General features: G+C 45.3%; 15 protein-coding genes. 11 read left to right on the top strand and 4 right to left on the bottom strand.

All coding sequences use genetic code 11. From position 1 onward, the window contains the following. Positions 1-105: 105 nt before the first annotated feature. The 5 genes from B143_RS0103365 (at position 106) to B143_RS0103345 (ending at position 6,376) form a co-directional block, all read left to right on the top strand. Entirely contained in the window at positions 106-1,338 is a 1,233-nt protein-coding gene (locus B143_RS0103365) for an aspartate kinase (RefSeq protein WP_018122204.1), read from the top strand. 68 nt (positions 1,339-1,406) lie between these two features. After that, positions 1,407-2,702: a dicarboxylate/amino acid:cation symporter gene (locus B143_RS0103360; protein ID WP_018122203.1), complete on the top strand. Its 1,296-nt coding sequence runs from the start codon at positions 1,407-1,409 to the stop codon at positions 2,700-2,702. A 19-nt stretch (positions 2,703-2,721) separates the two neighbouring features. Beyond that, positions 2,722-3,789, top strand: coding sequence for a chorismate synthase (aroC, locus tag B143_RS0103355; protein ID WP_018122202.1), 1,068 nt, complete (start codon positions 2,722-2,724; stop codon positions 3,787-3,789). 9 nt (positions 3,790-3,798) lie between these two features. Then, the gene (gene hemB, locus B143_RS0103350) at positions 3,799-4,803 is read left to right on the top strand and encodes a porphobilinogen synthase (protein ID WP_008314525.1); all 1,005 of its coding nucleotides are present in this window, start codon (positions 3,799-3,801) and stop codon (positions 4,801-4,803) included. Positions 4,804-4,990: 187 nt separating this feature from the next. After that, positions 4,991-6,376 (top strand): SLC13 family permease, encoded by a 1,386-nt coding sequence (locus tag B143_RS0103345; protein ID WP_018122201.1) that lies wholly within the window; start codon positions 4,991-4,993, stop codon positions 6,374-6,376. A gap of 63 nt (positions 6,377-6,439) precedes the next feature. Here B143_RS0103345 and B143_RS0103340 read toward each other — a convergent pair whose 3' ends face one another. Next, positions 6,440-9,838, bottom strand: a complete 3,399-nt coding sequence (locus B143_RS0103340; protein WP_018122200.1) for an FAD-dependent oxidoreductase — start codon at positions 9,836-9,838, stop codon at positions 6,440-6,442. A 181-nt stretch (positions 9,839-10,019) separates the two neighbouring features. Between B143_RS0103340 and fumC the strand changes: the two genes are divergently transcribed. The 3 genes from fumC (at position 10,020) to B143_RS0103325 (ending at position 13,913) form a co-directional block, all read left to right on the top strand. Beyond that, positions 10,020-11,414: a class II fumarate hydratase gene (gene fumC, locus B143_RS0103335; protein WP_018122199.1), complete on the top strand. Its 1,395-nt coding sequence runs from the start codon at positions 10,020-10,022 to the stop codon at positions 11,412-11,414. 117 nt (positions 11,415-11,531) lie between these two features. Continuing rightward, positions 11,532-12,581: a 2,3-butanediol dehydrogenase gene (locus B143_RS0103330; protein ID WP_018122198.1), complete on the top strand. Its 1,050-nt coding sequence runs from the start codon at positions 11,532-11,534 to the stop codon at positions 12,579-12,581. Positions 12,582-12,683: 102 nt separating this feature from the next. Next, positions 12,684-13,913 carry a sugar transporter gene (locus tag B143_RS0103325; RefSeq protein WP_018122197.1) on the top strand — a complete coding sequence of 410 codons (1,230 nt, stop codon included), beginning with the start codon at positions 12,684-12,686 and terminating at the stop codon, positions 13,911-13,913. A gap of 1 nt (position 13,914) precedes the next feature. Here B143_RS0103325 and yccS read toward each other — a convergent pair whose 3' ends face one another. Beyond that, the gene (gene yccS, locus B143_RS0103320; RefSeq protein WP_018122196.1) at positions 13,915-16,038 is read right to left on the bottom strand and encodes a YccS family putative transporter; all 2,124 of its coding nucleotides are present in this window, start codon (positions 16,036-16,038) and stop codon (positions 13,915-13,917) included. A 112-nt stretch (positions 16,039-16,150) separates the two neighbouring features. Here yccS and B143_RS0103310 point away from each other — a divergent pair, with 112 nt between their 5' ends. Beyond that, positions 16,151-17,293, top strand: a complete 1,143-nt coding sequence (locus tag B143_RS0103310) for a hypothetical protein (RefSeq protein WP_248647495.1) — start codon at positions 16,151-16,153, stop codon at positions 17,291-17,293. 2 nt (positions 17,294-17,295) lie between these two features. On the opposite strand, the gene B143_RS0103305 is transcribed toward B143_RS0103310, so the two are convergent. Further along, complete coding sequence (locus B143_RS0103305) at positions 17,296-18,312, bottom strand: FUSC family protein (protein WP_018122194.1); 1,017 nt, start codon at positions 18,310-18,312, stop codon at positions 17,296-17,298. 52 nt (positions 18,313-18,364) lie between these two features. On the opposite strand from B143_RS0103305, the gene B143_RS0103300 reads away from it, so the two are divergent. Both B143_RS0103300 and B143_RS0103295 read left to right on the top strand, forming a co-directional pair. Next, positions 18,365-20,251: a Na/Pi cotransporter family protein gene (locus B143_RS0103300; protein ID WP_026165687.1), complete on the top strand. Its 1,887-nt coding sequence runs from the start codon at positions 18,365-18,367 to the stop codon at positions 20,249-20,251. Further along, complete coding sequence (locus B143_RS0103295) at positions 20,244-21,707, top strand: hypothetical protein (protein WP_018122192.1); 1,464 nt, start codon at positions 20,244-20,246, stop codon at positions 21,705-21,707. Before B143_RS0103300 ends, B143_RS0103295 begins: the two co-directional genes overlap by 8 nt. Here the strand turns inward: B143_RS0103295 and B143_RS0103290 are convergent, their stop codons facing one another. Beyond that, on the bottom strand, positions 21,708-22,823 hold the full coding sequence (locus B143_RS0103290; protein ID WP_018122191.1) for a 5-bromo-4-chloroindolyl phosphate hydrolysis family protein: 1,116 nt from the start codon (positions 22,821-22,823) through the stop codon (positions 21,708-21,710). It lies immediately after the preceding gene. Positions 22,824-22,837: the final 14 nt, after the last annotated feature.

Here is a 22,837-nt window from a genome sequence, read left to right as displayed (position 1 = left end):
GTATTTGAATTTGTCTAATGTAATTGCTATGTTGCTAAAGCTCTGCATTTTGTGTCAAACGCAGTGCATCAGTCATTTTTCAAAATTAATTAGAGTAGAGATCTTATGAGTTTATTAGTGCAAAAATTTGGTGGGTCATCCGTCGCAAACCTTGATAGAATTCGAAATGTTGCTAATAAAATCAAAAAATTTAAAATGCAGGGGGATGATCTCATAATTGTTTTATCGGCCATGTCCGGTGAGACAGATCGCTTACTCAATTTAGCTAAGGACATTGATCAGTTTCCTAATCAACGCGAGATGGATGTGTTGCTCTCCACCGGTGAGCAAGTGACCGTTGCTTTATTGAGCATGATGTTAAATTCAATGGGCATCAAAGCAAAATCTTATACAGGCGCGCAAGTGGGCATCATCACCAATGATGTGCACACGAAAGCGAAGATTGAGCGTGTACAAGAAGACAAAGTGCGTAAAGATCTCGAAGACGGCTATGTGGTTGTGGTGGCCGGTTTCCAAGGTGTGACCGCAGGTGGCGAAATTACAACACTTGGCCGTGGCGGTTCAGACACCACAGCCGTTGCATTAGCTGCACAATTTAAGGCCGATGAGTGCCAAATTTATACGGATGTCGATGGCGTTTATACAACCGATCCTAGAATCGAAAAAAAAGCACGCAAATTAGACACCATCACATTTGAAGAGATGCTTGAGCTTGCAAGCTTAGGCTCTAAAGTTTTACAAATTCGCTCAGTAGAATTAGCGGGCAAATACAATGTTCCTCTGCGTGTATTATCATCTTTAATTGATGAACCAGGGGAAGGCACTTTAATTACGTTTGAAGAAAAGGAACATTACGTGGAATCTGAAATCATTACTGGCATTGCATTAAACCGTGACGAAACACAAATTACTGTGCTTGGGGTACCGGATCGTCCGGGCATTGCCTTCAATATCTTAGATGCTGTGGGCAAAGAAAACATCGATGTGGACATGATTGTTCAAAACATCAGCCAAGATGAAACCACAGATTTCACGTTTACTGTCAATGCGCCTGATTATGATCGTGCATTGCTCATCACGCAAAATGTTGCCAATGCAATGGGTGCAAAAGAGGTGTTAGGCCGCACAGACATTGCAAAATTGTCTGTTGTCGGTGTTGGCATGCGCACAAACAGTGGCGTGGCCAGCCGCATGTTCCATGCCTTGGCAAAAGAGAAGATCAACATTCACATGATCTCAACCTCTGAAATCAAAGTGTCTGTGATCATTGAAAGTAAATATGCAGAGCTTGCCGTGCGTGTGTTGCATGAAGAGTTCTCTTTACATTTGAGTCACTAAGTATTTTGTAATCATAAAAAGCACACTTTGATGAGGATTAAAGTGTGCTTTTTTTCAATGGGTGGCATATGTTTTCGTTGAAAAATTATCTCGGCTCTTTCACCATTTTATTGGGCATTGTGATTGGTGGTGCGGTGGGCGCTGTGCTTGGGCAGCAGGGGATTCAATGGTCGATGTTTGGTGACGTGTGGCACATTTCTTCGCGCTCATTTGCACCGATTGGGCAGATTTTTTTAAACATGATGTTTGTCACCATTGTGCCGCTTGTGTTTTTTAGCATCACCTCCGCCATCACGAAAACGGCGCAAACAGCACGCCTAAAGCGCATTTTATGGGCAGGCTTATGGGTCTTTTTAGTGACGGCGCTTGTCATCGCCATCATCAGCTATTTAGGTTTTGTGTGGTATCAGCCGCTCGCGGGTTATGATCTCAATGCTTTATTGGCAAGTCATGGACAAACCATTAACATCACTGAAATTCCGATCTCTGAGATGCTCATTAAAACGCTCTCGGCAGGAGATTTTCTGGAGTTATTTCGCCGCAACAATCTATTGGCATTGATCATTTTCTCATTATTATCGGGCAGCGCTGTGATGATGAGTGGGGAAAAGGGACAACCTCTGGCACGCTTTTTTGAATCGGGCATGTCGGTGATGCTCAATTTGGTCAAAATCATTATGTATGCAGCGCCCATTGGCTTAGGCTGTTATTTTGCGGATATTGTGGGCGATCTTGGTCCTCAGATCGTGGGCGCATATGCGAATGTCTTAGTGCTGTATCTTATTTTAACGGTGGTGGCATTTTTTGGCTTAAATACGCTGTATGCATGGTTAGCGGCGGGGCGATTGGGCGTTCGAGTATTTTGGCAAAATGCGTTAACGCCTGCCTTGACTGCTGTTGCAACGACTTCAAGCGCCGCGTGCATTCCGGTCAATTTAATGGCTGTACAAAAGATGCAGGTGCCAAGCGATATTGCGGACACCATCATTCCTCTTGGGGCAAACACCCATAAGGATGGCTCTGTGATGGGTGGCGTGTTTAAAATTCTCTTTTTACTCACGCTTGTGGGCATTCCCTTTCAATCATTTGGCATGTTTGTGGCAGTGATTTTAGTGGCAATGGTGGTGGGCATTGTCATTGGCGCGATCCCAAGTGGCGGGCTGACGGCTGAAGTGTTCATTTGTACGATTTTTGGTGTGCCGGTTGAATATGTGGGATTGATTTTGGTGATCAGCATCATCATCGACATTCCCGCAACGCTACTGAATTCAACGGGCAATAATGTGTGTGCAATGCTGATCACACGAATTGTGGAAGGTAAGCATTGGTTAGCGCATAAAAGTAGCGCTATAATGTCTAAATAAATTAAATGATAAGGTTGATATGTCAGGCAATAGTATTGGTAAATTATTCACAGTGACCACGGCTGGGGAAAGCCATGGCGCAGGGTTGGTGGCCATCGTTGATGGTTGTCCGCCAAACATTCCATTAACAGAGGCGGATTTACAGGTGGATTTAGATCGCCGTAAACCCGGTACATCACGCCACACCACGCAACGCAGGGAAGATGATGTGGTGGAAATCATCTCTGGGGTGTTTGAAGGGAAAACAACTGGCACCGCGATTGCATTGTTGATTCGCAACACAGATCAGCGCTCAAAAGATTATGGCAACATTGCCGAGCAATTTCGCCCAGGTCATGCCGATTATACGTATTATCATAAATATGGCATCCGTGATTATCGCGGTGGCGGTCGCTCAAGCGCGCGTGAAACAGCAGTGCGTGTCGCGGCAGGTGCCATTGCTAAAAAAGTTTTGGCGGCACAATTTGGCGTGAAAATTTATGGCTATTTGTCACAATTAGGGCCGAATCGTCCTTCAAGCTTTGATGCAACCGTGATCGAGAACAATCCATTCTTTTGGCCTTGTGAAGCGGACATTCCGGCGTTAGAAAGCTATATGGATAACCTTCGTAAATCTGGCAATTCTGTGGGTGCAGCTGTGACTGTCATTGCAGAAGGCGTGCCCGTTGGATTGGGCGAACCTGTGTTTGATCGCTTAGATGCGGAGTTGGCGCATTCACTCATGAGCATCAATGCCGTGAAAGGCGTAGAAATTGGCGATGGCTTTGATTGCATCGAAGCCCTTGGCACAGAATTTAGAGATGAAATGACCAGCACAGGTGGCTTTTTAAGCAATCATGCGGGTGGTATTTTAGGTGGGATTTCATCGGGGCAGCCCATTGTGGCACGCATTGCCTTAAAACCCACATCGAGTTTACGTTTAGAAGGGCGCAGCATTAACCAACACGGTGAGGATGTCACTGTGGTGACCAAAGGTCGCCATGATCCTTGCGTTGGCATTCGTGCAACGCCCATCGCAGAAGCCATGATGGCCATGACGCTCCTTGATGCAGCGCTGCGCCATCGTGGGCAAAATCAGAAAATTTAGGAGATAAACATGACAACGGCTCATCCATTGTATCGTCCACGTCGTTTGCGCAGAAGCACTGCGATTCGTCAAATGGTGCAGGAGAACTTTTTTTCACTCAATGATTTGATTCATCCAATCTTCATTGAAGAGGGGCTAACGGAAGCTGTTCAATTGAAGACATTACCGGGTGTGTATCGTTATCCTGAGACGGATTTAGCCAAAGAAGTCAAAGAATTGGCCGACCTTGGCATTAAATACATCATGCCATTTGGGATCTCTCATCATAAAGATGCCATCGGCAGTGACACATGGAAAGATGAAGGTTTATTGGTGCGCATGATCCGCACAATCCGTGAAGCAGCGCCTGAAATGGTGATCATTCCGGACATCTGTTTTTGTGAATACACTGATCATGGTCACTGCGGCGTATTGTGTGAGCATGGCCATGTGAAAAATGATGAAACCATCGAAAATCTTGCACGCCAAGCGGTGGCAGCGGCGAAAGCAGGGGCAGACATGCTTGCACCATCAGCGATGATGGATGGTCAAATTGCAGCCATGCGTGAAGCCTTAGATGCAGCAGGTTATGAGCATGTGGGCATTTTAGCGCACGCCATTAAATTTGCCTCAGCATTTTATGGTCCGTTTAGAGAAGCGGTGAACTCTGAATTATCCGGTAACCGCAATGAATATCAAGCCGATTACGCCAATGGCCGCACAGCGATGATTGAAGCGGAACTTGATGAGGCAGAAGGTGCGGACATTTTAATGGTCAAACCTGGCACGCCGTATTTAGATTTAGTGGCGCGTCTTCGTCAGCAAACGAATTTACCTGTGGCAGTGTATCAAGTCGGCGGTGAATATGCGGCGATTAAATTTGCATCCATGGCAGGCGCATTAGATGAAAAAGCCATCGTCAAAGAAACCATGATCGGTTTTAAACGCGCGGGCGCAGATGTGATCGTCAGCTACTACACCAAGCAGATCGCAGAGTGGTTGCGTGAGGGTGAAATTGACAGCTTGAGCCGTTAATTTTTATAAAATGTAGTAAGAAAATAGTGTGAAAAACCCTTTGAGTGCTTTGTTCTCAAAGGGTTTTTTGTTGTGCATAAAATCAGAGAGGTTTTATTTATCGATTTAATATTGTAATGTAGTCGATTGTATTACTATAATGCTCGTTTTTTCGAGCAATGACTAGACTGGAAGATTGGAGGAGAGCATGTCGGATTCACAGGTGACTGAGCCATCGGTTTCATCACCAAAAGTTTTGAAAGGCGTTATCATTACCGCCATTGCAGCTGTATTATCATTCGTTTTATATGAGATTTTACCTTACGATACCAATGCCAATAAAGGCTTAGCCATTTTACTCTTTGTGGCCATTTTGTGGTTTACAGAAGCCATTCATATCTCGATCACCGCATTACTCATTCCCATTTTAGGCGTGGCAACAGGCTTGCCGGGCTTAGATACTAAAAAAGCGTTGAGTACGTTTGCAGATCCCATCATCTTTTTATTCTTCGGTGGCTTTGCATTAGCAACGGCACTGCATGTCCAAAAAATTGATAAGAAAATCGCTTTTTGGTTGATCTCCATGTCCGGCTCACATTTAGGGGTGGCAACGCTCTCAATTTTTGGTGTGACAGCGTTTTTATCCATGTGGATCAGTAACACCGCAACCGCCGCGATGATGTTGCCGCTTGCCCTTGGCATCATGAGTCAGCTTGATCAAAAACAAGATCGCAATACGTTTGTGTTTATTTTGCTTGGGATTGCGTATTCTGCGAGCATCGGTGGTTTAGGCACGATGGTGGGTTCACCGCCGAATGCCATTGCCTCTAAGGCGCTTGATTTAGACTTTGCAGAGTGGATGAAATATGGTTTGCCCATGGCGATTGTTTTATTGCCATTGATGTTATTGGCAATGTACATCGTATTGCGCCCACGTTTGAACCGTAAAATCGTGGTGGAAACGGTGGAAATTCCGTGGACAATCTCCCGCATCATTACCTTAGCGATCTTCATCATCACGGCAATTGCTTGGATTTTTGGCGGTTGGATTGGCTCAACTTTTGGCATCAGTAGCCCAGATACGTGGATTGCGATTGCAGCAGCGGTGGCTGTGGTGCTCTTTGGTTCTGCAAATTGGAAGCAAGTGTCTGAAAATACAGATTGGGGCGTTTTATTCCTATTTGGTGGTGGTTTAACACTGAGTGCGATGCTTAAAGATTCGGGTGCTTCTTTAGTGCTCGGCCAACAAGTGGCAACCACTTTTGTCCATGCCCATCCATTCATTGTGATCGTGGTGGTGACGGTGTTCATCATTGCATTGACAGAGTTTACAAGTAATACCGCTTCTGCAGCGCTTTTGGTGCCTGTATTTGCAAGCATCGCCGCGCAAATGGGTTTACCCAAAGAAGTCTTGGTCTTGGTGATCGGTATTGGTGCATCGTGTGCCTTTATGTTGCCAGTTGCAACGCCGCCGAATGCCATTGTGTTTGGCACAGGTTTGATCAAACAAAAAGAGATGGTGAGCGTTGGTTTTATCCTCAACATTTTCTGTGTGGTGTTGATCAGCTTGTGGGCATACTTCTTTTTGCTCTAGGTGATTTAAAACCAAGAAAAAGGGAGCGTTGGCTCCCTTTTTTGTTTTCAATCCATGATGAAATTAATCAATTTTCTTTAAAATATTGTCAAACCATGCCACGTTCAATACATCTAATAAACGGTTTTGGCTGGTGCGCGCGGTTAAGTTGTCAAGATCAATCTCTTTAACGTTTTGATCTTGTCCAGCGCAAGTGAACACAGCTTTGGTGCGTTTTTTCGTGATGGGGTCGATTTGCCATTGTAAACATTGACCACACACACCCTTCATCATGCACTGCATTGGGCTGCCAACGGTGCCCATCACTTCCACATCTGCTTTGAAGATTGGCGTTAAGCGTCCACCTTCAGACAACTCTTTTTGTAACCCTTTGAGTAAGCTTGTGGAGCCTAACGCAAGCATGCGATCAATGCTGGATAAATCCACCACGCCATCTTTATCTAACTCATGCAAAAGCTCGATCATGTCTGTGGCGATGACAGAAGAGTCCTGCACACGGCGCGCGGTGACTTTCTCACCTTTTTGCACGCACCAAACGATTTGATCTGTGCTCGCTTCTAATTCATCCATTTTATCCATTTCAGAGGCTTGGCCAAGGGTTGCGATGTAGGTGATTTTATTGCCAGCTTCACGCAATACGGGTGCTAAGTCGAGCATAATGGCGGTGCCCCAGCGTCCTGCCATGATGAGGATGTTTTTGTTGGTGGGGATGTCCGTTGGCGCACCTGTCGGTCCTGCTAACACTAAACGATCGCCTTTTTTCAAGCGTGACACTAAGCGCGGTGCAACGCCCCATTGGAACACCATCAAGCGAATGGCATCATCTTTTGAGCCGGTGCCCGATGCCGTAAAGAGCGGGATTTGTAAACGGGTGTCATCCACAATTTGCCCATCGACTTCATAGGTTTGTAAGCGGAAGAATTGCCCCGGTTTAAAGTTGCGTGCCACAAATGGCGCTTTGACCCAAACTTCAGCGACGGCAGGATTGTCTAATTTCACAGATTCAATGGTGACGGTTAAGCCTTCAGTCATCACGCGGCTGAGCTCTGCATTATCGATGTGATTCGCAGGCAATGCTTTCATCGCTTCAATCACTTGATCCGCGGTGCGTTTTGCACTGGTGATGGCTTTGACCACGTTACCATTAAATGTTGGGTGCGTATCCCCAATGTATGACACGCGATGATCTTTATGATTAAAAGAGGTGAACGGTGCAAAATCATCTTTCACTGTTTTGCTGCGATCATATTCCACTTTATTGCCCAAAATGTCATAGCCTTGGAAGTGATGTTGATCTTCCACTTCTAAGGTACCATGTTCTGTGGCGTAAATGGTGTTCGGTGATGTCCCTGCAGCCACTAATACTGTGCGGGCTGGAATGGTGACATCCTCGCCATTTTTGGTAAAGGAGATGCTTTCAATGTGACCATATTTATCTAAATTCACGCCCGTTGGGTTCAAAGATTCACCATAGAAGATGCCTTCTTCAAACGCTTTGGTGATCTCTTCATGATTTAAAGTGTAAGCCGGCGATTCTTGCATGGTGCGGCGATAGGCCAATAACACGCCGCCCCATTTGTGTAAAAGTGGCGTAAAGTTTGGTGCTTCACCTGCCGCAGTTGCGCGTTCACGTTCAGCTTTCACTTCGCGGCCATGGGTTAAGAATTCATCTAAAATGTCATGATCTTCAGGTGTGAAGAGTTTAGCGCGCACAGCCTCTTCACCCAATGTTTCCACGCGGTGTAAGACTTTTTCCACTTGCTTGATGTAATAAGCCTGCATTTCTGTGGCAGCATCGACTGCGGTTAAACCGCCGCCAATGACCACAGCTGGCATGCGCACTTGTAACGTGGAGAGGGACGTTTGTTTGGCAGCGCCCGTCAATTGCATCGCCATTAAGAAGTCAGAGGCTTGGCGCATGCCGCGAGCTAATGAGTTTTCGATGTTTAAGACGCGTGGTAAACCTGCGCCCACCGCCATGGAAACATGATCAAAGCCCATTTTAAAGGCATCTTCAAGCATCAATGTGCCGCCTAAACGCACGCCACCAAAGATTTGGACATTGTTGCGGCGCGCGAGCACTAAATAGATGAGGCGAAGGAAGTTTTTATCCCAACGCACCGTGATGCCGTATTCTGCGACGCCACCAAAACCATATAAAATGCGGTTGGCTAAATCTTCTTCTAAGGATGACCAATGTTCCACAGGACCATTGAGGAGGGCTTCAGGTAATGGTTCAATCTTTAAACCATCCACAGCGACGACATGGCAACCGGCTTGGGAGAGATAATGGGTCATGGTAAAGCCCGCAGGGCCAAGACCAGAGACCAATACTTTGCGGTTTGAGCTCTCTGTGGGGAGATAATCCGTCTGTTTTAAAGGATTCCAGCGGGTGAAGATGTCATAAATCTCAACGCCCCATGGCAAATTTAAAACGCTGGTTAATACATTGGTTTCAATTTGTGGAATGTTAACCGGTTCAGTTTTTTGATAGATACACGCCTTCATACAGTCATTACAGATGCGATGACCGGTGGCAGGCACCATTGGATTTTCGATCATGATCATGGCAAGCGCGCCCACAACGTGGCCAGACTTACGCAGCGTGATCATTTCGGAGATTTTTTCATCTAAAGGACAACCCGTTTGCGTATTGCCAAAGGCATCTTTCTTTAAGCCAAGCTCAGGTTGCGCCTTTTTAACAGGGAAGCCTTTGCTGCAAAAATCCCCATCATGATCATGGCAATATTTACAGTAATCGGTTTCACCTGCGATGTCATGATCACACATGCGGCTATCGGTGAGATGAAAACCATCACGGCGGCGATCTTTGCCATCGCCTTTTTTCACAGGAATGCCTTTAAAAGTGATCTCTGTGCTGTTGACTAAAGCTTGTGGATCCACACGCTCTGGGAATTTAAAAGAGACCCAATATTGCGTCAATGCTTTGCCTTCATCGGTATTTAATGCAAGCGTTGCCCACTCGATGACAGTTTTTTCTTCCGAAGATTCCGCCTCGAGTGCCATGGCATATTTTGCCAGGGCAAATTCAAAGTTCTCAGCAGTCGCACCACTTTTTGCCATCACTTGTTCAGTCAAAGCATTAAAACTCTCGGTGATCTCTTGCTTATAGCGTTTTGCGCCGCGCTGCACGTAGCGATTTTTAAACTCAAGCACAATGGCTTCATCTGCCGCTTGTTCAAAGTAAAAATTGGTGTGATCCTCAATTTTTAATGTTTCGCTGATGAAACGGTTGAGGTGACGGGCAATCTCTAATTGTAACTCAGAGGTTTCAATTGCAGTGAGCGTGAGCGCATTGTTGCGCCAAGCTTTGATTGTACTATTTAATTCTGGCGATAAGCTTTTTAAAAATAGCTCATCGAGCGACACTAACCCTTCTGTCGTTTTGAGGGCATCAAAAGAGAGCGCGTAAGGTCTCCAAAGGTCGTTAAAATCAGTCATTTCGGCATCCTAATTCAATTTACATAAGTCTTGCACAGATAGAATAAGGCGATATTGTATCTAAAAATTTAATTCGATGTTGAGATGTAAGTCATCATTGCCGATTTTCGTGGGGTTGCTTATTTATAAAATCGCGCTACATTAAAGTTCCTAATCCATTCACATCAATTTGGAGGAAACCATGGATCAACCGTTTCGCATAGAAAAAGATACAATGGGTGATGTTAAAGTGCCCAGAGATCAGCTTTGGGGCGCTCAAACACAGCGTTCTTTAGAGAACTTTAAAATCTCCACCGAAAAAATGCCCAAAGATTTAATCACCGCAATGGCGATTGTTAAACGCTCAGCAGCGTTGGTGAATCATAAAGCAGGTTTATTGGATGATCGAAAAACGCAGTTCATTGTTGAAGCGTGCGATGAGATCATTAAAGGCGAGCATCCTGACGAATTTCCATTGGCGATTTGGCAAACGGGCTCTGGCACACAAACGAACATGAATCTCAATGAAGTGATTGCCAATCGCGCCAGCGAATTGATGGGCGGTGAACGCGGGGAAGCGCGCCTTGTGCATCCAAATGATGATGTGAATAAATCCCAAAGCTCGAATGATACCTTCCCAACAGCAATGCACATTGCCGCAGTGGTGGCCATTCATCAACATTTATTGCCAGAACTTGCAGCGCTTAGAAATGTGCTCGCAAAAAAAGCCAATGATTTTAAAATGATCGTCAAAATTGGCCGCACGCATTTACAAGATGCCACGCCATTGACACTCGGGCAAGAGATTTCCGGCTGGGTTGAGATGTTGCACAACGCAGAAAAACACATTAAATCCGCTTTGCCGCATTTATCTGAATTGGCGTTAGGCGGTACAGCGGTGGGCACAGGTTTAAATACGCCGCCCCATTATTCTGAGAATGTGGCGCGCGTAATTTCTGAGTTCACAGAGCTTGATTTTGTGACTGCGCCAAATAAATTTGAGGCACTGGCCACCACAGATGCATTGGTGTATGCCCACGGCACGTTAAAAGGCTTAGCCGCTGCATTGATGAAGATTGCCAATGATGTGCGCTGGTTATCTTCGGGTCCTCGTTGCGGCATTGGCGAGATTCGCATTCCGGAAAATGAACCGGGCAGCTCCATCATGCCTGGGAAAGTGAACCCCACTCAAAGCGAAGCGATGACCATGTTGTGCGCGCAAGTGATGGGCAATGATGTGGCGATTAACATTGGCGGAATGAATGGGAATTTTGAGCTCAATGTGTTTCGCCCAATGATCATCAATAACTTCTTGCAATCAGTGCGTCTATTGTCTGATGGCATGAACAGCTTTAACATTCATTGTGCCTTTGGCATTGAGCCGAATTTAGAGCGCATTGACCATTTGTTGCATAACTCATTGATGTTGGTTACAGCGCTCAATCCTCACATTGGCTATGATAAAGCGGCAAAAATTGCGAAAAATGCGTATCAGAAAAACTTAACCCTTAAAGCCTCAGCATTAGAATTAGGCTATCTCACAGAAGCGGAATTTGATGCGTGGGTGATTCCTGAGAAAATGGTGGGGGATATTTAGTCACGATATCCTTTGACACATTGACAAATATCAGCCGAAAGCGATCCTTTCGGCTTTTATTTTGTGGATCTGATAAGCTATAGCTTACTGAATAATAAAGATAAATAGGAGAACGCTATGAAAGCAGCCGTTTGGCATGGTCGTGAAGATATCCGCATCGAAGATAAAGCATTATCGCCCTTAAAAGACAATGAAGTGACCATTCGCGTGGCATGGGCAGGCATTTGTGGCAGTGATTTGCATGAGTTTGAAGAAGGTCCTGTCTTCATTCCGACTCAAGCGCGTGACGGTTTAACCGGTGGTTTAGCGCCGTTGACGATGGGGCATGAGTTCTCTGGCGTTGTGGAAGCGGTGGGTCAAAACGTGACTGCATATAAAGTGGGCGACCGCGTTTCTGTCAATCCAACGATTACTCATGGCAAACGCAGTGAGTATGATGACATTTACGATGGCTTTAGTTTCATTGGTTTACATTGTGATGGTGGCTTTGCCGATTTTGTGAATGTGCCAGAATCTGCGGTGTATCATCTGCCGGATCATCTTTCACTAGAAACCGCAGCGTTAATTGAACCCACAGCCGTGGCTGTGCAAGCGGTGAAAGAGGGCGGTTTACGTTTTGGTGATACGGTTGCGGTGTTTGGCGCAGGTCCGATTGGTTTAGTGACGATTGCGGCGGCTAAAGCAGGTGGCGCGACTAAAGTCATTGCCCTTGATCTCTCCGATTCACGTTTAGAGATGGCCAAAGCGATGGGTGCAACCCACATCATCAATTCAGGGAAAGAAGATGCTGTTACGGCTGTGCGCAACATTGTGCCCCGCGGTGTTGATGTGGCGTTTGAAGTGGCGGGCGTTCAGCAAACGGTGGAGCAATCCATCAATGTCACGCGCCCACGCGGTACGATGGTGATCATCTCTATTTTTGCAGCGCCCATCACCTGGCATCCGATGCAGCTCATCAATACAGGTGTGAAAGTGACTTCATCGATTGCTTATTCACCCTCAAGCTTCCAAGAAACCATTGATTTGATGGCATCTGGGCAATTAGATGTGACGCCGATTGTGACAAAGAAAATCGCCTTTGATGAGATCGTCAACGAGGGTTTTGAAACCTTGGTGTCTGATAAAACTCAAGCCAAAATTTTGGTGACGCTCAGCGGCGAACAATAATTTGTTTTTTCAATGATTGCCCAAAATCCCCTGCGCGCCATAGGCAAACAGGGGGTTTTTTGTTAGGGTGAATAGCATTGATCATACCAACAAGGAGCGAAGATGTTAGCAACGCCCATCACAAATAATCACCACACCAATCGCGCATGGCTTGGCGTCATCAGTTTAGCGTTTGCAGCCTTTGTGTTTAATACGACAGAATTCATTCCGATTGCATTGCTCACTGACATTGGCCAAGACTTTAACATGTCCATTGGGCACGTGGGCATCATCATCACCATTTATGCGTGGGTGGTGGCACTCACATCATTGCCTTTATTGTTGATGGTGGGAGCAATGGAGCGTAAACGCTTACTGTTGTACATCTTTATCGTGTTTGTGATCAGCCATGTGATCTGCTTTATGGCAGAATCTTTTACGGTGCTTGTCATTGGGCGCATTGGTGTGGCCATTTCGCATGCATTGTTTTGGTCGATTACCGCGGCGCTTGCGGTGCGGGTTGCACCCATTGGACGAAAATCCCAGGCGCTTGGCATTTTGGCCACAGGCACAGCGTTAGCCACAGTGCTTGGCATTCCGATTGGCCGCATTGTGGGGCAAATGGTGGGTTGGCGATTCACTTTTTTAGGCATTGGCGGGCTTGCTTTGATCACATTGGTGGTTTTACTGCGCGTGTTGCCTAAATTGCCGAGTGAAAATGCTGGCTCTTTAAAAAGCTTACCCATTTTATTTAAACGACCTGCATTGGTGGGCATTTTTGCGCTGACGGCGATTTTTGTCACGGCGCATTTTACCGTATACAGCTACATTGAGCCTTTTGCTGAGCAAGTGGCGAAGATCGAGCCAAGTTATACCACTTTTTTACTATTGATCTTTGGGGTGGCAGGCATTGCCGGGAGCTATATTTTCGGGCGCTATAATGGTCGCCATCCGTTGGCATTCTTGCCTGTCTCCATCATCGTGCTGACGGTGTGTATTTTGATTTTATTGCCTGTGGCATCTTCGAGCGTGTTGCTGTTTGTGTTGTCCTTCATTTGGGGGATTGCCAGCATCTGTGTGGGGCTTGCGCTGCAAGTGAAAGTCTTGGATTTAGCTGCGGATGCAACGGATGTGGCAATGTCCATTTACTCAGGCATTTTTAACATTGGCATTGGCGGCGGTGCGCTCGTGGGCAATATTGTGATTGCAAAATTGGGGCTCGATTCATTGGGCTTTGTGGGGGCTGGCATTAGCCTTGTGGCCTTTGGTTTGGCGATGTGGTTATTCATGCATTATAGAGCGCAATTTATGATCAGTGCGGCAACACCGAAGGACGATGTTGCCATACACTAAATTATGCTGCGTGAATCACATGATCAGCCGTTTTAATCATCTCCGGCAAGATCTGTAACATCAATTGCAATTGCTGAAGGATCTGATAATCAATGGCGCTGAGCGTTTCTGAGGCTTGCAATAAGTCTCTGAGCACTTGGCAATGATGTTGATAATCCGCTTCGTTGAGTTGATGGCGGTGCAATGCCTTGACCATCAAATCACAGGTTTGATCAAACTGCTTTTGCACAGCATCTGATAAGCTTGATGCACGGTGCACCCCGAGGGTTGAAATGTAACTGATCAACGTATGATTCAGCGTTAAAAACTGAAAGGCTTGATCAATGAGTTGATGATTGACTTTAGGTTCATTAGACATGATGCTGATGAGGGCAGAAAGATCAGCGGAATCATCATGAGCATCGCGGCGGGCAGAGCGGTAAGCCACATCATCTAAGCGCCCGACAGAATATTGACGGTGGGTTTGATTCAAATACGCCGCATTATCATTGAGCGCTGCTTGCACAAGGTTTGGCAATGTTCGATAGCGCCAATCTGGCCATAAGAAACTCACCGCTAACCAAGAGATGCTGCACCCAATCAATGTGGCAAGGATGCGTGAATAGGCCACATCCAATGAACTTTCCCCAGTTAAACTGAAGCTAAAGAAGACCAACAGCGTGATGAACACAGTGGCAAAGGCATAGCGCGAATTGCGAAAGAGGAAAAATAGCCATGCGCAAACGATGATGGCAAACAAGCGCGTGGTTAAAGTGTCAAAGAGCGCCACAAAAAAGACGCCCAATAAAATCCCTGTGACAGTTCCGGCAACTCGTAAAAAGACGCGCTTTTGCGTGGTGGCGTAGTTTGGCTGACAGATGAATAGGCTTGTCATTAAAATCCAATAACCATGAGGCAAATGGGTGGCTTGTACGATGATATAGCCAATGGCAAACACAAGACTGATGCGCACAGAGTGACGAAAGAGGGCAGATTTAACTGTGAGATTTTCCCGAATGCGCAGCCAAGCTTCTTTGAACGTGGTCACTTCATTTTCCACTAAATGATTGTGCACGTTGTCATGGGAAATATAATTGACTTGATTGATCTGTTTAAATTGCTGATCAATCTCATGGAGATTTTTGTGGATGTTCGTCAATGCCACGATGATCGATTGCGGCGCTTGGCACTGTTTAATGGATTCAGCAAGCGTTGCAAAATAGCGCTCAAACAGTGGGTTATGCTCATAAGGTTTACGGTATTTAATGCTAATGGCCACTTGTTCACACGCTGCGGCTTGTAGCGACATGATCCGCGCAATGCGAAACAGTACATCACTGTTTTTTAAGTGATTGCTTAAAATCTGATAATTCATGTGGGATGAGGCGGCGCGCTCGTGAATATCTTGCGCCACAAAGTAGTAATTGAGCATGATGCGCACACGCCGATGCCCTTGATCACCGCGTAAACGGTTAAAGAGCGAGAATTTACTGCGATTCATGGATTGAATCAAAGCTTGATTGCGCGCTGTGAGTGTTTTGGTTTGAAGGACAAAGCCATCGGTTTCATCCGGGTCAAAGAGTTGTGACTTGGCATTTAAAAAGTCACGCAAACTCAAAAAAGAGTTGTGCAGATATTCATGGGTGGTGCGAATTGGCTGCACAATTGACTCGATCCATGCAATGAGCCCGTACCATAAAGCCCCTGCGAGCATCAATAATGAGAGCACAAGCGGCGTGTGATAGAGCCCGATGCCGAGCATGGTGTATGTTGAAATGAGCAGCGTGCCAAAGGAGATTACGGCAAAGCGTTGTCCCCAAGCGCCAATGATGGTGAAGCAAAAGCCTGCCAACACAAGCCCAATGATGAATAAATAGGGGTGCGGGAAAAGCAATTCCACGGAAAATGTGGCAATGGTAAAACAGGTTAAGACAATGGCAAGGTTGGTGATGCGCTGTTTTGGGCTTGTGTCAATGTCCGTGATTGCGGATGCAATGACCCCAAGCGTTAAAGGGATCACCGCGCGGATGTCGCCAAAGAGTGTGGGGACAATCGTACTGCCAAGCACCGCAATGATGATGCGAATGCTGAACAAAAGATTGCTGTGGTAAAAGATTTTACGCACATGTTCAAAGGGTATATTCATAGAAATTCATCTCCTAGATGTTTCATGGCACCATTTTACGCGAATTTTGTACTAAATTGATGATTGATCATCGGTATAATGATCAATTGATTAAATGTTAGGAGGTGGTGTGGTGCGTCGTTGGTGTTGTGTGGTGATGTTGGGGATGAGTTTAGGGCAGTTGAGCCTCGCGCAATTAGATCATAAGGGTTTGAATATCTTGAGTAAAGCGGAGAGCGCGCTCAGTGAAACATTGACTTTACCAGAGCGCCAATGGTTTGGGCGCGATCAAGCTTCAGCCAATTCAGACATTGATGATTATTTAGGGGATTTGATTGTTCGTTTAGAGTTGCCAAGTTTGGTCAAACTTCGGGAACATTACTTTAAAATGGAAAAGCATATCGCCAAAGAGCGCCTCATCATTCGTGATTTGCGTGAAAAACGCTTATTTGCGGTGGCAGAAGATTCGAGCACATTGATGAAATATACGCCCACCGATACTTTAAAAGGTTGGACAGCCTCCACGCGCGGCGATTATGATCGCTTAATCGAAATCCATGAGCAAAACTTAGCGCAATATGAGGCGAGTTTAGTGACGCTTCGTGAAAATATGAGTGATGCACTGAGCGAAATTGGCGTGAATCTTGCGCCTGAGCAATTAGAATTTTTATACACCACCGTAACAGGTGAGGAAACCGTGCGTGCCATTGTGCTTTTTAACAGCGCGATTGCGGTGTCTACGCAGCTACAAACCTTGATGGAAACCAATGCGCAAGATTTTGATGCCGTGAAGCGTTATTACGGCATGGCAACGATTTTGCATCGCATGGTGGTGAAGATTCAAACGGACTTCATTCGAAAACTCGAAGAGAATTACATGGTGCAACTCAAAGCGTATCGCACAGAGGCAGAACGCAGTTTAGCCGAAGCGAAACGCTTACAAAAAAGTGCGGATAGCGCTCAGAAAAAGATTCTGCAAAAGAACATCGAAGCCAATCAATTGGCAGTCAAGGCCATCGACCGCTATATGGAATATTTAAAAGTGCAAGCGGTGAATGCCAAAGCCATTTTAAAAGCCGCTAAGGCACGCGAAGCGATTGCACTCAATACTTATTCCACTGTTAAAGTGTCGCTTGATGTATTGTCATTGATGCAGGAAAGTCAGCGCGATTTTAAAGCCTTTTCCACCATGCAAGTGCCAAGCATTGTGCCATTTGATAATCCTGAATTGCGTAAAGAGTTCATGAACATCACGCAAAAATTGAATGATCAATAATTTTATGGATCATTCGGATCGCCTTGTTCACGCATCACTTTAAGTAAAATCCCTGCGATGATCGCCACAATGCCACCGATCATCGTTTCGGTGATGCGGTCAATGAGCAATGTATAAGTGGGATTGTGCCAAAAGCCTGCCAATTCCACGAGCGTTAAGCTATAACAGGTGGTGCCAAAGGCGACAATGAAGGTGTCTTTGCCAAAGCACATCGGCAAAATGAAGGCAAACATAAAGAGTAAAATCAGCACTAAAATCGCCATGTGGCTTTGTAAGCCTGTGTGGTACGCCACTTGGAAAATGGCATAGAGCAAAATCACCGCCGCTAAACTGCCCAAAAATCTTAGTAACGTTGTGTGCACAACATTGTCCGCTTTGGGCGTTAACACCATGATGAACATTAAGGTTGCCCAATAAATTTTATCGAGCATCAAATAATGGGGAATGAGTAAACAGGCAAACATGCCAAGGCTATAGATCACCGCACGCGGAATAAGGTTGGTTTGCAGCTTAAAAAGATGATGAGTAAAAATCCCTTGTTCAAAAGCTTTAAGATCATATTTTTTACGCATCAATAAATGGCACACCACCAACGCAGTCAATGTCCCAATGAGTGAACCTAATGGCAAGCCTTTGGTCACATGCGGCATTGTGGTACCAATGGTGGATAAAATGATGATGAAACGCATGGCACGATCACACACAGGATCTCGTCCAAAGAAGTAGTAATAGCAATAGGCGATCGCCAATAGATAGAGATAAAAGCCCCAAGAGAGATGCAAAAAGCGCCCAACATAGGTGCTTGAGATGATGAGCGTCATCCAAAATAGGACGTACCAAAAGTTACTGCGATCTTCGTTCGCTGTATAGAGGGAATAAGTACAGAGCACCGCAAATGAGGTCCATGCGATGCCGCCTTGAATGCCCACAAAAGGATAGACAATCAATGCACTGATGAACATGCTGCCAATGAAGACAAAGCTGTCACGGCAGTAAAAGTTATGGGAAATGAATTTCATAGCAGGTGTCAATCTTCAATATAAACGATACAATGGAGGACTCACTATTATAATGCCAATTAAAACTATGGATAAAAATCAAATTCGTCATGTGATCTTTTTGATCATTGCTGCTGTCTTGATCTACTCCTTTCAGAGTCATCCGAGTTGGGTAGAATTGTGCTCAGGGTTAGCATTTTTCCTATTTGGCATGCAATGCATGACCGATGGTTTACAGCAATTAGCCGGTGGTAAATTAGAAAAGCTACTGGCAAAAAGCACCGCGAAGCGTTGGAAAGGGCTGCTCTTTGGTGCAGGTTCCACCATCGTTTTACAGTCTACCACGGTGGTGTCGCTGCTGATCATTGCTTTTATTAATGCATCCCTCATTACGCTTGCAGGTGGTTTTACCATCATGCTTGGGGCATACATTGGCTCAAGCAGCGGCGTTTGGTTGTTGGCGTTGGCAGGGCAAAGCGTCAGTTTGTCGGTGTTGACGTATCCTTTGATTGTGCTTGGGGTGTTGGCATCTTTTAATGGTGATAAAAGTAAAGCGCTTGGGCGCGTGGTGATCGGCATTGCTTTTATCTTTTTAGCCATCACGCATATGAAAACAGGGTTTTCGGATGTGACCACGCAGTTTGATTTCACCACTTTTGACATCACAGGTTTTTGGCGCTTTTTGATTTTATTGACGGTGGGCTTTTTAGCCACAATGGTATTGCAATCAAGCCATGCTACGATTATGTTGATTTTAACGGCGCTCGATTTATCACAAATCACGTTGAACGACGCATTCATCCTAACGATTGGTGCACTCCTTGGCAGCACAGTTTCAACTTCTATCATTGGTTTTCTAGGCGGCAGTCGTGATGGTAAGCGCTTAGCATTGGCGCATTTGATTTTCCATTTTGTGATTGCTGCGGTGGTTTTAGTGCTGTTGAGTCCGATTAGCCACTTGACGCATGCCATGGGGAAAATTTTGGATCTCAATGACATGATGCAATTGGCATTTTTCCACACCTTTTTTAATGTGTTGGGCGTTGCGATCTTTTGGGGCATACAAATGCGTTTGTTAGATGGTTTAAAGCGTTTGATTCCAGATGCTGAAAAAGTGCCTTTGGTGGTGGAAACCGCAGAATCGATTGAAGCCATTGAAGAGGGCAATCCGCCAGTGCAATCAAAATATCTTTTAGAAGCTTCATTGTCCGTGCCTGCAGCCGCGATGGGTGCAGTGTTCCAAGAGATTCGTCACCTTGGGGAAGTGAGCGCAGAAGTGGTCTGTTTATCCCTCAATATTTCCTTAGAAGATGTGACAGATGGCGAGGTTAATGAGGATGCCTTTGCCAATAGCCATGATCGCGCCTCTGTGGATGCCAATTTACTGTATAATCATTATGTTAAGGGATTGTATGGCAACATTCTCATTTACATGAGCCGCATTCATTTTACGGATGCTAAAGAGATGGAGTATTACCAATCGTACCTTCTCAATTGCCAAATGGTGGTGTTATCGATGGTGGATTCTGTCAAATCCAGCCGCCATTTGCAAAAGAACTTCAATCGCTATCTCACTGCAAAAGAGGGCATCATGCAAGATTTTTATCAAGATCTGAAACTCTATTTGCTCACCAATCTCAAAGCGATGTATGAGATGCGTAAAACCTTTGATGAGGATCTGTGTGATCCTGTCAGACGAGCACATTTACTCGATGAGATCCACGCACAATTAGACAAGGGCAAACAGTTTGAACGTGTGTTTCGTCATGAGATTTTCATTGCAGGGCGCGATCAAAAGGTCAATGCCTTTAATACGGGGTCTGTGATGAATGATTTAAGTTATTGTCGCCGCCTTGTGAAAAGCCTATTTGACATCATGTTATTGACACTTGAGAGCCAAACCTATCCCTTTGCCAATGATGATGTTGAACACCTAGATAAGGAAATCGTAGATGATTAAAGAATCTTTAAAGATTCATGGACATAAACAATTTGAAATTAAACAGCGGGTCTCTTTTGACCACGCTAAAACCAAAGACATTAAATATCATGTGGAGACCTATTTCTTTTTGCCTGCAGCATTGCAAATCAATCCACAATCGTATTCTGCAGAAGAGTTTCGTCGCTCCTTTAAAAATTATGTGCGCTTAAGTCCTGCCACTCATAAATTGAAAAGTTTCTATAAGGTTGAGGGCATTGTTGAAGCGTTAAAAGCGGATTTAGAAGCATGGCAAACAGAAAACGTGGATTTATCCGATTATGAAAATGCGTTAAAACGCATTGCATTGACTTATAAGCGCAGCCTTCGCCTTTCTGTCAAAGGCTTGTTACAAGGGCCAAATCAAAAGAGTGAGGAGAGTACACAACAATTGCTCATGGACATTGAGGCGAGCATTGCAGCGTATCGTGCATTAAAACCTTTATGCGCGGCGATTGAAGAAAAAATTGTCTCAAAAGCCTTTGAATATTGTGATGAATACATCTCCTGGGTGACGACCTATTATTTGCGTAAACTCATCACAGAGCGCAACATGCCGCTGCGTCGTGCAATCAGCGATGTGTGGCGCGAGGAGATTTTGTATCGGGAAGAGAATTATCCTGAAAGCATCGCAACGCCCGGCGAAAGCAATGAGAAGGTTTTGTATCGCTGGAGCACGCTGCGCCGTTACATCAATCGCTATCTATTTTTGGATATTAGTCATCGCAAAGGCGCGCCGTTCATTTGGCACACCATTTATGCGATGATTGCGGCAGTCTCGATGCTTTTTACCTTTGCCATCATGTTCAATTGGCGCAGCGGCCGCTATGATACGTTGAGTTTTAAAGTGCTGCTCATTATGGTGGTGGCGTACATTTTCCGCGATCGTTTTAAGGACATTGGTAAAAAGAAGCTGCAAAAGATCTTTCAGCGCTGGCTACCGGATCGCAAATTACTCATTTATAAACAAGGGATTAAAAAGCCCATCGGGATTTGTCGTGAGTCGTTTCGGTTCATTTCTCATTCTGCATTGCCAGATGATGTGCGCATCATGCATCAGAAAACGTATGAGGAGATTTTGCTCAACAACGAGCGCGAAGAGGATGTGTTGTATTACAAAAAAACAGTGCACCTCATCAATCAGCCTGATTTATTTGAAAAGACGCGTTTTCCGATTGCAGATATTACGCGCTTTAATGTGACGGACTTTTTGCGTTACATTGATGTGGCATTTGAAGAGCTCCCATTTTTAGAAGAGGATGAAACGCCAGTGCTTGGGGAGAAAAGTTATCATGTGTATATGATTCGGCGCATTCGGATTCAAGGGGATCAAGAAGGGCAGGAAAATCATGCCACGGAACTTGTGCGCATTGTGCTCAACGTCCATGGCATTAAGCGGCTAGAAGTGCTCCAACCGCTCGATTTTGCCAAAAAATGATCACTCTTTGATCTCAAAGCCTTGGGCGCGGATGAGTTTATCCATCACATTTAGATCCACTTTGAGATCATCAACATCATTGTCCGCAAGCTGCTTTTTAATCTGCACAAAGGCTTGCTGAATGCCACGAAGGGACTGCAATGTTTTTGCATCAATGTCCATCTCGATGCTTTGTGCATCATGCAGGGATTTAATGGTGCTGTAGCGCACAAGGGATTGATGAATCAGTGGTAAATAGCGGTTTAAAAATTGTCCGCCAGCGATCACATCGCGCGGATCGCGCTGCATGATTTTTAAAATGTCCACAGATTCTGTGCCAATTGATTCCACCACGATGGATAAATCATTCGGCAACTGCGTTGTGTGCTCTTCAATGAGGCGAAGCATCTCAATGTGGCGGGCAAAAATGGCATAGGAAGGCTCTTCTTTTTCAGCATTGGCTTTGGCGATTTTTGCAGCCGCTTGCAGCTCAATGCTTTCTAAATAGCTGCGTTTTTCATCCTCGTTCATCAGCGCAAGATTGGCCAAATGCTTTAATGCTTTTGGTTTAAGTACCCCAAGACCAACAGCAATGGCAATGATGCCATAAATCCAAATGGGCATCGCGCTGAAGATTGATTCAGGCATATGAATGCTCGCAAAGGCCAGTGCTAACAATGAGAGCGGAATGGTGAACCAAAAGCCTGTATTGCGCGTCTCTTTATCAAATAGATCGATGATTGTGGTGGTGAGTCCGCCAAATAATAATGCCACCGGCCACAATCCACCTAAAACCGTTGCTAAAGCCACAATGAGCCCAAGCAAAGTGGCAGTGTGATTTTTACGCAGGGGAAAAAGGCTGAGGATCCCTAAATAGCTACACAAAAAAGTGGCGCCATAAAAGGGATCAATGCTGCTTGGGATGAAAAGTTTCAGCACTTGTGCTGTGATGCCACCTAAGAATGCTTTGCTGTGAAACAGCATGCGCTTGACAGTGGTTTTGGCACCTTTGACCAAGGCTTCACTGAAATCAATCTCTTCTTGGCGCAAAATGGGTCCATCTTGCGTATCCACAGATGTCATTTCAATGATGTGGGTTTTGCGCTGAAATGGTAGATCTGACTCTTGATAACTCATCATCCCTCCGAGTA

The organism is Wohlfahrtiimonas chitiniclastica DSM 18708, from assembly GCF_000375345.1.
In the GTDB taxonomy this organism is placed as follows: domain Bacteria; phylum Pseudomonadota; class Gammaproteobacteria; order Cardiobacteriales; family Wohlfahrtiimonadaceae; genus Wohlfahrtiimonas; species Wohlfahrtiimonas chitiniclastica.
The sequence above is the reverse complement of the archived record's forward strand: the minus strand, read 5'-3'. Positions and strand labels throughout refer to the sequence as shown.

Bases quoted from the DNA above. Each gene is read 5' to 3' on its own strand.
- B143_RS0103365 (WP_018122204.1), top strand. From the start codon at position 106: ATGAGTTTATTAGTGCAAAAATTTGGTGGGTCATCCGTCGCAAACCTT.
- B143_RS0103360 (WP_018122203.1), top strand. From the start codon at position 1,407: ATGTTTTCGTTGAAAAATTATCTCGGCTCTTTCACCATTTTATTGGGC.
- aroC (WP_018122202.1), top strand. From the start codon at position 2,722: ATGTCAGGCAATAGTATTGGTAAATTATTCACAGTGACCACGGCTGGG.
- hemB (WP_008314525.1), top strand. From the start codon at position 3,799: ATGACAACGGCTCATCCATTGTATCGTCCACGTCGTTTGCGCAGAAGC.
- B143_RS0103345 (WP_018122201.1), top strand. From the start codon at position 4,991: ATGTCGGATTCACAGGTGACTGAGCCATCGGTTTCATCACCAAAAGTT.
- B143_RS0103340 (WP_018122200.1), bottom strand. From the start codon at position 9,838: ATGACTGATTTTAACGACCTTTGGAGACCTTACGCGCTCTCTTTTGAT.
- fumC (WP_018122199.1), top strand. From the start codon at position 10,020: ATGGATCAACCGTTTCGCATAGAAAAAGATACAATGGGTGATGTTAAA.
- B143_RS0103330 (WP_018122198.1), top strand. From the start codon at position 11,532: ATGAAAGCAGCCGTTTGGCATGGTCGTGAAGATATCCGCATCGAAGAT.
- B143_RS0103325 (WP_018122197.1), top strand. From the start codon at position 12,684: ATGTTAGCAACGCCCATCACAAATAATCACCACACCAATCGCGCATGG.
- yccS (WP_018122196.1), bottom strand. From the start codon at position 16,038: ATGAATATACCCTTTGAACATGTGCGTAAAATCTTTTACCACAGCAAT.
- B143_RS0103305 (WP_018122194.1), bottom strand. From the start codon at position 18,312: ATGAAATTCATTTCCCATAACTTTTACTGCCGTGACAGCTTTGTCTTC.
- B143_RS0103300 (WP_026165687.1), top strand. From the start codon at position 18,365: ATGCCAATTAAAACTATGGATAAAAATCAAATTCGTCATGTGATCTTT.
- B143_RS0103295 (WP_018122192.1), top strand. From the start codon at position 20,244: ATGATTAAAGAATCTTTAAAGATTCATGGACATAAACAATTTGAAATT.
- B143_RS0103290 (WP_018122191.1), bottom strand. From the start codon at position 22,823: ATGAGTTATCAAGAGTCAGATCTACCATTTCAGCGCAAAACCCACATC.